10 protein-coding genes and 1 pseudogene are annotated in these 12,274 nt (G+C 37.4%); 3 read left to right on the plus strand and 8 right to left on the minus strand.

What is annotated here, in order from left to right:
* Positions 1-66 precede the first annotated feature (66 nt).
* The 3 genes and pseudogenes from ACQKNC_RS00935 to ACQKNC_RS00945 all read right to left on the minus strand — a co-directional run bounded on the left by ACQKNC_RS00935 (position 67) and on the right by ACQKNC_RS00945 (position 4,512).
* A pseudogene (locus tag ACQKNC_RS00935) lies at positions 67-1,522 on the minus strand (IS1182 family transposase).
* A 336-nt stretch (positions 1,523-1,858) separates the two neighbouring features.
* Positions 1,859-2,659, minus strand: a complete 801-nt coding sequence (locus ACQKNC_RS00940) for a hypothetical protein (protein WP_427423031.1) — start codon at positions 2,657-2,659, stop codon at positions 1,859-1,861.
* Positions 2,660-3,114: 455 nt separating this feature from the next.
* The gene (locus ACQKNC_RS00945; protein WP_427423032.1) at positions 3,115-4,512 is read right to left on the minus strand and encodes a PLP-dependent aminotransferase family protein; all 1,398 of its coding nucleotides are present in this window, start codon (positions 4,510-4,512) and stop codon (positions 3,115-3,117) included.
* Between the two features lie 133 nt (positions 4,513-4,645).
* Here ACQKNC_RS00945 and ACQKNC_RS00950 point away from each other — a divergent pair, with 133 nt between their 5' ends.
* The gene (locus tag ACQKNC_RS00950) at positions 4,646-5,809 is read left to right on the plus strand and encodes a PLP-dependent aminotransferase family protein (protein ID WP_427423033.1); all 1,164 of its coding nucleotides are present in this window, start codon (positions 4,646-4,648) and stop codon (positions 5,807-5,809) included.
* Between the two features lie 150 nt (positions 5,810-5,959).
* Here the strand turns inward: ACQKNC_RS00950 and ACQKNC_RS00955 are convergent, their stop codons facing one another.
* The 5 genes from ACQKNC_RS00955 to bioD form a co-directional block, all read right to left on the minus strand.
* Positions 5,960-6,082 carry a hypothetical protein gene (locus tag ACQKNC_RS00955; protein WP_277815945.1) on the minus strand — a complete coding sequence of 41 codons (123 nt, stop codon included), beginning with the start codon at positions 6,080-6,082 and terminating at the stop codon, positions 5,960-5,962.
* A 619-nt stretch (positions 6,083-6,701) separates the two neighbouring features.
* Positions 6,702-7,700: a biotin synthase BioB gene (gene bioB, locus ACQKNC_RS00960; protein ID WP_427423034.1), complete on the minus strand. Its 999-nt coding sequence runs from the start codon at positions 7,698-7,700 to the stop codon at positions 6,702-6,704.
* 311 nt (positions 7,701-8,011) lie between these two features.
* Entirely contained in the window at positions 8,012-8,602 is a 591-nt protein-coding gene (locus ACQKNC_RS00965) for a biotin transporter BioY (protein WP_427423035.1), read from the minus strand.
* Positions 8,569-9,972 (minus strand): adenosylmethionine--8-amino-7-oxononanoate transaminase, encoded by a 1,404-nt coding sequence (gene bioA, locus ACQKNC_RS00970; protein WP_427423036.1) that lies wholly within the window; start codon positions 9,970-9,972, stop codon positions 8,569-8,571. Before bioA ends, ACQKNC_RS00965 begins: the two co-directional genes overlap by 34 nt.
* On the minus strand, positions 9,953-10,657 hold the full coding sequence (gene bioD / locus ACQKNC_RS00975) for a dethiobiotin synthase (protein WP_427423037.1): 705 nt from the start codon (positions 10,655-10,657) through the stop codon (positions 9,953-9,955). The genes bioA and bioD overlap by 20 nt, the downstream gene beginning before the upstream one ends.
* Positions 10,658-11,229: 572 nt before the next feature.
* On the opposite strand from bioD, the gene ACQKNC_RS00980 reads away from it, so the two are divergent.
* Both ACQKNC_RS00980 and ACQKNC_RS00985 read left to right on the plus strand, forming a co-directional pair.
* Complete coding sequence (locus tag ACQKNC_RS00980) at positions 11,230-11,628, plus strand: hypothetical protein (RefSeq protein ID WP_427423038.1); 399 nt, start codon at positions 11,230-11,232, stop codon at positions 11,626-11,628.
* 121 nt (positions 11,629-11,749) lie between these two features.
* Positions 11,750-12,136: a CPBP family glutamic-type intramembrane protease gene (locus ACQKNC_RS00985; RefSeq protein WP_427423039.1), complete on the plus strand. Its 387-nt coding sequence runs from the start codon at positions 11,750-11,752 to the stop codon at positions 12,134-12,136.
* Positions 12,137-12,274 lie beyond the last annotated feature (138 nt).

The following is a 12,274-nucleotide window of genomic DNA, read 5'->3' on the forward strand; positions in this document are numbered from 1 at the left end:
CTGATAAAAATAAGGTACTTCTTGTTCAATTTTGAACAGGAAGTGCCTTATTTCTGTCTCTATTCCTTACTCATTTTCGTTTAGTAGCTTTAATATCCGTTTCAAATTGACAGCGAATATCGTTGTGGCACCTTGAATTTCCATGCCAAATAGACCCGCAGTCGATGCCGTATCGTACCTGTGTCCGTTTTTTAATTCACTATTCTTCGCTTCTACTTTGTAGCGATTTGCGGCTAATTACTTAAATGCTTCCGTATTTTGAAATGCCTCTTGTTCGGCATGTGTATCTGACTTAATTGTGACAGAATACGTTTTACTTTTTGCGCCTTCTTTATAACAGCCCTCTCTCCTTGGACATACTTTGCATTTTTCAATGTCAAAATAATATGTTTGACTCTTACTCGTTCCTTTTTTACCCGTACGTGCTTTTCTTGTCGCGAGATGACCGGCCTTACAAACAAACATTCCAGCGTCTTTATTAAACTCAAACTTGGCTTCTTCTTTTCGTGTTCCTTGTGTAAGAATAGGATTCAACTTTGCCACAAGCGCGATTTTCTCTTTTTTTGTATATTAGATATTTGCCTTTTCAGAGTAAGTTGCGTCTCCAATAACTGTAGTAATTTTCATACCTGCTTGTGTGCTTTTTTCAATTAACTCTTGAAGATATTTTCCATCGCTTTTTTCACCTGTTGTAATGACAGCCGCTGTATTAATACGTTCATCACTCAACGCGATATGTGTCTTATTTCCGAAGAAAGAAGATTCCGCCGTCTTATGCCCTTTTCGTGCATCCGCATCAGAAGAGTAATTTAGATGTTCTTGGAAATCTTCTACGACTTCTTTTAAAACATTCAGCTTTTCTTTGACAGATGACATTTGTGCAATTTGTGGTTCCTTTTCAATGACTGAAATAACTTCCTTACAGTAAGCTAATTCATCCTTCACTTCGTTAGAAGTGGTCTTTGCGGGGAAATTGTCTTTCAGCGATTCGTCTATTTTATAGACAGCTTTTCGAGCGTTTTTTGATTTCTCTTGTAAAAATTCTTTCGGTGATTTTTGGTGGTAACGTGCTTTTGTATGTGTGGCATCCACAATAATCGTTTGACTGTCGATGATTTTTTTCTCCAATGCGATCTCAACTGTTTTCCCAATGAGCATGTCTAATAAGCTTACGTCTTGAAGACGAAGTCGACGAAATTTTGTAAGCGAACTTGAATCAATGACCGGATCTTCTGGCGCCATATCCAAGAAATATTTGAATGACATATCATACTTTGAACGCTCTACAAGGTCGACGTCTGATACATCATAAATCGCTTTTAATAATAAGTACTTAAACATACGAATTGGGAGAATGGCATTACGTCCATTGTCTAAACAATATTTTGTTTTTAACTCTTCTAAAATGAATGAAAAATCAACCAGTTCATTGATTTGGCGAAGCATATTATCTTTTGGCACAACAATATCGTAGATCGCCATGAATGGACTTAAATGAAGGGGTTCTTTAATTTGAAATCATCGGAGGCACCACCTGTACATTAATTCTTTTATTTATTATAAAGGAAAGCATGACTAAAATAATAGGTTGATACATTTCGTTGTTTGGAGAAGCATCGCTCGACTCCTGCGGGAAAGCGAGACAGACGAGACCCCGCACGAAGCGAAGCGTAGGAGGAGGCTCGGCGCTCGCCCGCGGAAAGCGAGCGGAATGCTTCGGAAAACAACAGTAGAGTCACAGTGCCAAATGAAGAAAGCGAGGTATTCAACGATTAAATCGTTGAATACCTCGCAATGTGAGAAGATATAGACTTTTTCAGTGACCTCGGAAAATACGGGTCTCTTTTCTACTATTCTTTTATTTTTGTGATAAGATCGTATCTCTTTTTGTTTTAGTCAAATAAATGATTAAACTAAAAATTATAATAAGGAAAATTGCGCTCGTTCCAATAGTGCCAAGACCAAGACCACCTTCTTCGCGAGGTTGTGACAAGTAGTCGCCAAAAGATGCTCCAAGTGGACGTGTTAGGATGTATGCAACCCAGAAAGCCAACACTGCATTCAGCTTGAAAGCGTAATGGGCAATCGTAACTGCAGCAATCAAGCCAGCGAATATGAGTCCTGACTTCCAGTAACCTAAGTCCATACCCTCAGATATAAGATCACCTGCTGCCGTACCCAAAGCAAAGGTAAAGAGGATGGCTAGCCAGTAGAAAGCTTCACGCTTTACTGTATAGATGGAATGAATAGACAATGTTTTTTCATTCATATACCAAACCACAAAGGTCACGAATAATGCAATAGAAAAGAAAATTGTAGTCGTCTCTAGAGCGACCCCGAAATTGTCTACGAGGTTGTCAGTGATTAATGTTCCGACAATACTAATAAGCACGACCACGAGCCAATAAATCCAAGGCACGTATTTTTTCGCTTTGAATTGGATGAACAATGTAATAAGCAAGAGTCCACTCATTACTAAGGTCGTATTGGACAAACCCCAGTGTAAGTTAAAATTCAGGAAATCTGCTGCAGTCTCCCCTACCGTAGTTGCCATAATTTTAATGATCCAAAAGAAGATTGTAACTTCCGGAACCTTGCTCAATATTTGTTGTAATGTAGGAGTCTCGGTTTCTTCAGAGAAAATTGAGTTTTTGATCACTTATTCCATCCCCTTACTATATTAACTATTTATACATACTCCTAAACAATTCCATGATTACTGTTGCATGCTAACTAAAACTACATGAAATACTACTGAACAATCATACAGGAATCATTTGGAAATTATATATCTTGATTCATTTGGTGAAGCTTATTTATAGCTTTCACTCTAACAGGTCGTTATGAAAAGTTAACGAAGCTTTTATAAGAAGTTGATGAAAGATTAATGAGCATTTTCTCATTTTCCAACCTTCCAATCCCCATTAATAACCAGCGCCGAAATATACAAAAAAATACACCCTAGAAGGTGTATTTTTATACCAGTAATATTCAGACATTTTTTCCGTCCACCATCATTAAATATAGCTCTTCAACAAAGGTACTTGACTGTACATGTCATAATTCGCTCCTGCGTGGTCATAAATCTCACACTATTCATAAGAATTCCTTACTTTAATCAACAAATGTATAATCACCATCACTTTCAAGTAAATCCTTTAAAACGATTAGTGCTTGTTCAAGCTGATTTTCAGGTGCAGTAATTGCTAAACGAACTGCATTTACCAGCTTGGCATTGCCTACTGCAAAACGTTCAGCTGCATACACTTGCACACCAGCTTTAGATGCTAGCAATTCAAACTGAACGCTGGTGAATTTTTCGGGGAGTATAAGCCATCTGAAAATGCATTCATCTTCTCCTAAAATGTTATATTCCCCTAAATATTGATCGACAAGGGCATTTTGTTGCTTAGCATACAACCGGTGTTTCTCTAGAATTGTTTGTGCAACGCCATCATGAATCATCCTTGCAGTAAGCTCCACCATCATTGGAGATACTGAAATATTTATATTATACAGTGTCTCCATTATTTTTTTTCGCAGCGCTGGAGGTGTAACGATATAGGATAGTCGTAAGCCTGGTGAGATAGTTTTTGATACACTGGCAATATAAATAACCTTTTCGGGTGCATAGGAGGCTATCGGTGCAAGCGGTTTCTCCTTAAGAAAACTATATATCGCATCCTCAATGATGATTAAGCCTTTCTGCCTCGCAACTTCCGCAATCATTTTCCTTGTTTCCATCGACATTGTATGAGTAGTTGGATTATGAAAATCAGGAATAACATAAAGACCTTTTATATGCTCATTTTTACAAGCGTATAATAGCCCCTCTCTTGACATTTCACCGTTTCTTTGTTGGATTGCTACCAGTTGGATACCAAGCATATTTGCAGCTGTTTTTATACCTGCATATGTAATGGGATCTGTACCAATTCGATCTCCTGGCTGAAACAATGCCGCTAACGTTCCAACAATAGCATTTTGTCCCCCTGCCCCAAGCAATACAGGTTGATCCGTTTGAAAGTTGACCTTTTCCAAAAGCTTCAATGCTGCCTCTGTTTGCCACGCATTTGCTTCAGGTCGTCCATACTGAAATAATTTGCTAAAATTAGGATCATTCATCATCTTTTTCATATAACGTGTAATATCCTCATTAGCATGATTTTCTGGCAATACAGGACCCATTTCGATCATCTGAGAAGAATTACTTGTCGGTAGTAAAATTTTATTTGTCGCTGCATCAGATGAAACAAACGTTCCACTACCGATAGAAGCATAAATAAGCCCCTTCTGGCCACAAAGTTTAAACGCTCTTGTTATCGTACTTAAATTAACATCTAAAAAATCAGCTAACTCACGCTGAGGAGGTAACTTTGTGCCTGGTGATAATTTTCCATCCTTTATATCTTGTTCCAGCTGTTCTGCTATTGCTATATATAACGGAGCCGAACTTTTGCTAATATTCGGCTTCCAACTCATTGGATATTCTTCAAACGAATTAACTGGCATATTCTAAGCTAAGCTCCTTCTCTCTAATTTTTTGCATACAATATTTAATTGTCTTGCATACAATGATAATATTGTATGCATATGATGACAATGATATAATTTTTAAAAAATCAGAAAAAAGGACCGATAAATTATGGAATTTTCAGAAAAAATTTTAAATACCCCATCTTCATTCATCCGAAATATTTTGAAAGTCACTGAATCAGATGATGTTATTTCTTTCGCAGGGGGGCTTCCGAACCCAATTTCTTTCCCAATCGAAGCGTTACAGGCATCTGCAAACCATGCCATTTCGGAAAACGGTAGCCGTCTATTCCAATATTCTTCTACACAAGGTTATGCTCCTTTACGTGAGTACATTGCTGCAAAATACCAACGTGTACACGGACTAGACGTACATGCAGACGATGTATTTATTACTACAGGATCACAGCAGGCTCTTGAATTAATTGGGAAAGTACTAATCAACAAAGGTGATGGTATCGTTATCGAGGAGCCTGGTTACTTAGGTGCCATTCAAGCCTTCACATTAAGTGAGCCAACCTTCTATGGTGTAACACTCGAAAATGATGGATTAAACTTAGAAGAGTTAGAGAATGCACTACAACAACCCAATGTAAAATTCGTTTATACAGTTCCAAATTTCCAAAACCCAACAGGACTTACGTATTCTAAAGAAAAACGTCAGCAAATTTGCGAAATCATTTCGAAATATGATGTAGCGCTAATTGAGGATGATCCATATGGAGAATTACGCTTCCAAGGTGAGCCACTACCATACATCGGTGCTGGTAAATTAGAAAATAGCATTTTGCTAGGTTCTTTCTCTAAAACGGTTACACCAGGAATGCGTCTTGGCTTTATCATTACAAAGAATAAAGAATTATTGCAGCATATCGAAACAGCGAAGCAAGCAACTGACCTACACACAAATATTTTCTCTCAATATGTCATTTATGATTATCTAGCAAACAATGACTATATGGAGCACGTTCAGAAAATTATTTCGTTATATAAAAATCAAGCTGATGCCATGCTAAATGCGATGGAGGAGTTTTTCCCAGCACATGTGGACTACACACGACCAGAAGGTGGAATGTTCATTTGGGCTACAATGAACAATGGAGCTTCGTCATTAGATGTCTTCCAAAAAGCGATGGAGCAAAAAGTTGCTTTCGTACCTGGTGACCCATTCTACACAGCTAAAACTGGTGTTAATACGATGCGCCTAAATTATACGAATGCAACACCTGAAGTCATCCGAGAAGGTATCAAACGCTTAGCTAGCATTTTATAAAGGGAATCTTTAATCCGTGGGGTGTTCTTTCCCCACGGATTATTAGTTTTAGTTTTTGGATAACAAATGTAAGATAATCAGTACAACATAAAAAGCAACCCTTTTCGTGCGCTATAGCGTCGAAAAGGGTTGCTTCGTTCAAATCTGAAATTATTTTGTATATGTTAAAACTGCATTTTTTTTGAATTTAGCTAAAGCTTGTGTTGCCTCATTTTTGTTTGTATACTCAAAAATTCGAACGTCCTTTTTATCAAATACTGTAATAACCCACATAATAAAATCTCCCTTCCAATTTTGTTTTTGTAATATAACAACCACCGAAAACTTTGATACTTTTTAAATTGTTTTATAACAATTCCTTACCTGATTCTTATTTTACGCCGATTTTTTTAAAAATAAAGTATTATGTGAAGCCCTTCACAAACTGTTCAATTTCAAAACGCTTTCATTGAACAATTTGTGAAAACCTGATTTTTCTAGGCATAAGAACAGTTCTTTTCATTTTAGCATCCGTCACTTTTTTCATTAATATGCCAATCGTAGAGTTTCAACTGTGCTGAGCACTTGGTCATGCTACCTGAGCAGTTTTTCTTGATAACCCGAGCACTTTCCCCTCCTACCTGAGCGTTTCTCCATTGAACCCGAGCACTCTTCTCTTTTACCTGAGCGTTTCTACTATTTTATCCTTCCAACAGAAAAAACCGTATGTACGCCTTTTCCACGACGCACACACGGCTTTCCAAATTCGATGATAATTAAGTAGTAGTAGATTTTTATTTCATAAAGTAAAACTTTAATCAGTGGAGTTTCTTTATCCGCCACTGATTATTAGTCTTCACCAATCGGGCTTTTACGGGCAGCTCATTACTGCCCGTTAATGCGGGATAAGTTTTTATGAACAGAATGCTTCTTCTTGCTTCGCTGATAATTCAATTTCAAATCCTAAATCCTCAAGCATACGATAATCACTGTTTGCTTCTTGGCCTTCTGTTGTTAAGTAATCGCCAACAAAGATGCTGTTTGCTGCATATAGACCTAGTGGCTGAAGTGACCCAAGATTGACTTCACGACCACCAGAAATACGAATTTCTTTTGTTGGATTAATATAACGGAACAACGCTAAAACTTTTAAACAATAGCGTGGATTTAATTCCTTTGTCCCTTCCAGTTTCGTACCGTCAATCGCATTTAAGAAGTTGACAGGGATAGAATCCGCATCTAATTGATGAAGTGCACGTGCAATATTCACGACATCCTCTTTTGTTTCCTTCATACCAATAATGGCACCTGAGCAAGGTGATATTCCATGCTTTTTCGCAATTTCAACAGTATTAACACGGTCTTCATACGTATGGGACGTTGTAATATAGGAGTGATGTCGTTCAGATGTATTTAAGTTATGGTTGTAACGATCCACCCCTGCTTCTTTTAATTGCTGTGCCTGTTCTTCTTTTAATAAGCCTAGACAAGCACATACTTTTAAGCCATACTTCTCTTTAATTTCTGTAACAGCTTCACTTACTACATTGACATCCTTTCGAGTTGGCCCACGACCACTTGCCACGATACAATACGTACCAATTTTATTGTCAAATGCTCGTTTAGCTCCCTCTAAAATTTCCTCTTTCGTAATGAATGGATATTTTTCAATCGGTGCTGTTGATTTAGATGACTGTGAACAATAGCCACAATCCTCAGGACAATAACCGCTCTTGGCATTCATAATCATATTTAATTTTACTTTTTTCCCATAGTAGTGCTTACGAATAGCAAAAGCGCCGTCCATTACCTTCAATAGCTCATCATCATCACTATTTAAAATAGCAAGAGCCTCCTCATTGCTAATAATTTTCCCTTCAATAACTTCCTCTGCTAACTGTAACCAATTCATTAAACATTCTCCCTCTCTACATGCATAATTTTTTATCAATTATGCCTCGGCATAATTGCGTCAGGAATCGGCTTTGTGCTTAGGCCTGCACGAGGGCCGACACGATGTCGGTCATTTCGGAAATGCCACAGGACGTGGCGTTTTTATCGATGCAGGTCAGTTAGCCGTTATCGCATGGATGCGATGATTTTAGGCTAACATCCTCTAAGAACTCCTTTCCGATTCCGTGACATCCGCCGGAGGCTTAACTTCTTTCAGCGGATGTTTGGACACCCACCGAAAAGCAACTTCAACCCGCATTCATCTCTCACCTATAGAGGTGGGATACTTTTGCTGAAAGAAGTTAAAGCTCTTGCTGAATTAAATACTTTGTAAAGTCGCTCAGCCAAAAATGCAGAAGCTAATGCTAAGCAAAAATCTGCAACAATACTGTTTAAAAAACCAACTACGAAAATATGTGACCAACTCGTTTTCATGTGTAACCAAAAATTCAAAGACACATATAAATACGGAACTGCCACAGCATAAATAATAATAAGCCCGACAATATTTGCACTGATAAAATGTTTTCTCGTTGGAGTATCCACTCTTTCAATCATGAAACCAATTACTAAAGCAGCTAGTGCAAAGCCGATCAGGAAGCCAAATGTTGGTTGCAATACATAGGTGATGCCCCCACCTTGCGTAAAAACCGGCAAGCCAACTAAACCAACACCTATATAGACAAGCTGACTTTGAAATCCATTGCGACTGCCGAGCAAGCAACCTGCTAAAAAAACAAAAACAATTTGTAAAGTAAAAGGAACTACAGGTAGCGGTATTTTAATAAATGCTCCAATTGCGGTTAAAGCGGCAAACATCGCAATCATCACGAGTGACAATGTTGATTGTCGTTTGAACAACTTACTCCCTCCCACTCCTCAAAAAATTGCAGAACCGTCTCTTTTGTTGTATCAATCATAAAACGCATTTCATCATCAGATATGATGTATGGAGGCATGAAATATAATATATTGCCAAGAGGACGAATCAATAAGCCTTTTGACAAGGCACGTTTATATATTTGATAGCCGATACGTGCCTCACTTGGAAGTGGCTCCTTTGTTTCACGATTGGCGACAAGTTCAATAGCGCCAACTAGTCCTACCTGTCGATATTCGCCAACATACGGTATCTCTTCAAATGCCTTCATAGCTAGCTTTCGCATACGTTCACCTTTGTTTTGTATCATGTCGATAACACGTTCCTCTTCAAACATTGTCAAAACTTCTAGGGCTACGCGACAAGCCAGTGTATTACCAGAATAGCTATGAGAGTGTAAAAACGCTTTCATCGTGCCATAATCATCATAAAAAGCGTTGTAGACATCATCAGTTGTTAAAACAGCTGATAGTGGCAAATACCCACCTGTTAAACCTTTTGACAAGCACATAAAATCTGGAGCAATTCCCGCTTGCTCACAGGCAAATAATGTACCTGTTCGTCCAAAACCAACTGCAATTTCATCTGCGATTAAATGAATATCGTATTTTGTACAAAGTTCTCGTAATCGCTTCAAATAGATTGCAGGATACATTTTCATGCCAGCTGCTGCTTGAATGAGTGGCTCAATAATAACAGCTGTAATTTCTTCATGGTGCTGACTAAGCTCTTCCTCAACAAATTGTATACATTGAGCTTGACAGCTTTCAGGCTTCTCCTTAAAAGGACATTGGAAGCAATCTGGCCCTTGTGCACGTATGGTATCCAATAAAAGTGGCTGATACACTTCGTTATACAACCCTACTCCTCCAACAGATAGGGCACCAAGTGTTTCACCGTGATAAGCATCCGTTAAGGCTAAAAAACGCTTTTTCGTTGTTTTTCCAGTTTGCATATGATACTGAAAACTCATTTTTAGTGCGACTTCAATAGCTGATGAGCCGTTGTCTGCAAAAAATACTTTATTTAAACCGTCTGGCGTTAAGGCTACTAATTTTTCTGCCACCTTAATTGCAGGTTCATGTGAAAAATTCGCAAAAATTGCATGTTCTAATGTAAATGCTTGATCGCTTAATGCTTGACTAATACGAGGATTCGCATGTCCAAATAAATTAACCCACCAAGAAGATACGGCATCTAAATAGCGATGATCATTTTCATCGTAAAGCCATACACCTTGTCCTTTTTTAATCACAATAGGCGGAAATTGCTCATAGTCCTTCATTTGTGAGCAAGGGTGCCAAACATGCTGTAAATCTCTCATCTGCAATTCAGTTAATGCTTGTTTCATATTTGACCAACCTTTCAAACAATGACGTGTGTGAAATAGAGTAGTCAACAATCTGCGAAATTTCCCCTAGCATAGGAATCGTCGCAAATGGCAAATTATGATACTGTAGAATCATTTTCACATTATCTTGTTCCATCTTACTTCCAATGTCTCCATTAAATACAATGCCAAGAACCTCAACATTTCGAGTATGTAAAGCTTCAAGAGTTAGCAATGTGTGGTTAATCGTTCCTAGTGTTGTTCGTGTGACAAGAACAACTGGAAGCTTACTTTGAACAATTACATCAAGGAGAGTAATTTCTCCATATGTATCTAATGGAACAAAAAGTCCCCCTGCTCCCTCACAAATTACGACATCGTATGATTGCTGTAACTTCTGAATTTGCTTTAATAGATGCTCTACATTAATTTGCTGGCCCTCCAGTTGCGCAGCAAAATGTGGAGATGCGGCTTCCTTAAACGAATAGCCATTTAAATTTTCTGGCTCCAGTCTTTGTAATGAATACTTTTCATACATTGCTGTATCGTAGTAATAGCAATGCCCATTCTCACAAACTTCGCCAGTTTGCACAGGCTTATAAGGTGTTACTTGTAGATCCTGCTGTTGTAATTGACGCATCAGTAATGTAGTGATAACCGTTTTACCGACATCTGTATCTGTCCCAACAACCCAAAAATGTTGCATCGTTAACCTACCCCCTCTTTTTAAGTTAACCGTTTACAAATTTTAAGTTAACACATTTAATTTTATTTTGTAAATCCTATTTCCACATTTCTTCAAAAACAACCCTTTTCTTTGTAGAAAATAGAGAATTTTGTGATAACTCGATAATTTTTTTCAACAACAAAAACACTAGATTCTTACCTTGAGGTAAAAACTAGTGTTGGTAAATGTATATTTTTCAAAAATTAATTAATATTTTTGTCCATTAGCCTTCGTTACTATATCGCTGATCCGGAGTCACCCAGCCGGAACCTAGATCAACTTATACATCGCATATGTTTAACAAATATCATCTTCAATTTTTGGGTGATAGCCAATAAATAATAAACGTACTCGGATATTTTTGTATTCAATTTGTTTTCCATGCGCATATAAAAAGTAAAATTTGTACTTTAGACCAATTTATATGTTTTGATCCTATGAAACTTTAGTGCAGAATAAATGTAACAATGACAAAAAAATATAGAAAAAGATAATAGTTTATGTTTAGATATTATTAGTAAATATTTCCTTTATAGTGAGAGTGTTCCCTAATGTCCATTCTAGTGCAGTTACTCGTTTTCGGAATAACAGGTTCGTTAGTATATTATGGTGTTTTCTATGGAACACCCATGTTAATAAAAAAGGGTGTTCCATTAATTTATGCTTTTTGGTTCTTTCTGTGGTTTCCTGTAATGAGTTTATTTCCAGTATCATTATTGCTTTATCATTTAGAGGGAAATGCTTGGACATGGCAAAATTTTTTGGAAAGGCTTCGTTTCAATCCTTTAACAGAAAACGATTGGTACTGGGTTGTGGGAGCGATTGTTTTTACAATAATCTCTGACCAATTTCTTGAACCTGTAGGTAAGTTTTTTGCGAGACTTCCAATACTTGCCCCACCAAGTTATCTTCCAGCTCCATTTAATCCAATCAATTATGCCTCGGCATAATTGCGTCTGGAATCGGCTTTGTGCTTGCACAAAGCACTCCTTTCCGATTCCCTGACATCCGCCGGAGGCTTTAACTTTTTTCAGCGGGTGTTTGGATACCCGATGAAAAAAGTTAAAAAGAATGGAATTGCCTCCATCTGAATTTTTTGGTGTTTCGCTTTACGGTAATTGGAAAATGATAACCATATTTATTCCCTTACACCTTTTTGCTATGCTCAGTGAGGAACTAATGTGGAGAGGCTTTTTCCTACCTATCCAACAAGAGCTTTTCGGGGATTGGGCTTGGGTAATAAATGGATTACTTTGGGCTTGGGTTGTTCATGCTTGTCTGAAGTGGCATTTTATCAATATGCTTCCTAGCATGCTTATTGCTCCATGGATTGCACAGTTTACTAATTCAACATGGGCTTCTTTTGCAACCCATGCAATTGGAAATAGTTTATTATGGATTTTGTTGTTAGTGGGAATAATAAAAAAATCTAAACCTCAAAATTTAAAATCAATATAATTTTATAAATCAACTTTAAAAGCCTTGTTACATAGTATATGAGCAAGATTATTATATAAATCTACCTATTTTCATACTAATCCTTTATCAACTATATAAATTTGTCTTTTAGCTAGATTTTCATCATTCTCTAGAATA

Origin of the sequence: Lysinibacillus sp. NPDC094177 (assembly GCF_050279145.1) — a bacterium.
In the GTDB taxonomy this organism is placed as follows: Bacteria; Bacillota; Bacilli; order Bacillales_A; family Planococcaceae; genus Lysinibacillus.

Bases quoted from the DNA above. Each gene is read 5' to 3' on its own strand.
- ACQKNC_RS00945 (WP_427423032.1), bottom strand. From the start codon at position 4,512: ATGCCAGTTAATTCGTTTGAAGAATATCCAATGAGTTGGAAGCCGAAT.
- ACQKNC_RS00950 (WP_427423033.1), top strand. From the start codon at position 4,646: ATGGAATTTTCAGAAAAAATTTTAAATACCCCATCTTCATTCATCCGA.
- ACQKNC_RS00955 (WP_277815945.1), bottom strand. From the start codon at position 6,082: ATGTGGGTTATTACAGTATTTGATAAAAAGGACGTTCGAATTTTTGAG.
- bioB (WP_427423034.1), bottom strand. From the start codon at position 7,700: ATGAATTGGTTACAGTTAGCAGAGGAAGTTATTGAAGGGAAAATTATT.
- bioA (WP_427423036.1), bottom strand. From the start codon at position 9,972: ATGAAACAAGCATTAACTGAATTGCAGATGAGAGATTTACAGCATGTT.
- bioD (WP_427423037.1), bottom strand. From the start codon at position 10,657: ATGCAACATTTTTGGGTTGTTGGGACAGATACAGATGTCGGTAAAACG.
- ACQKNC_RS00980 (WP_427423038.1), top strand. From the start codon at position 11,230: ATGTCCATTCTAGTGCAGTTACTCGTTTTCGGAATAACAGGTTCGTTA.
- ACQKNC_RS00985 (WP_427423039.1), top strand. From the start codon at position 11,750: ATGGAATTGCCTCCATCTGAATTTTTTGGTGTTTCGCTTTACGGTAAT.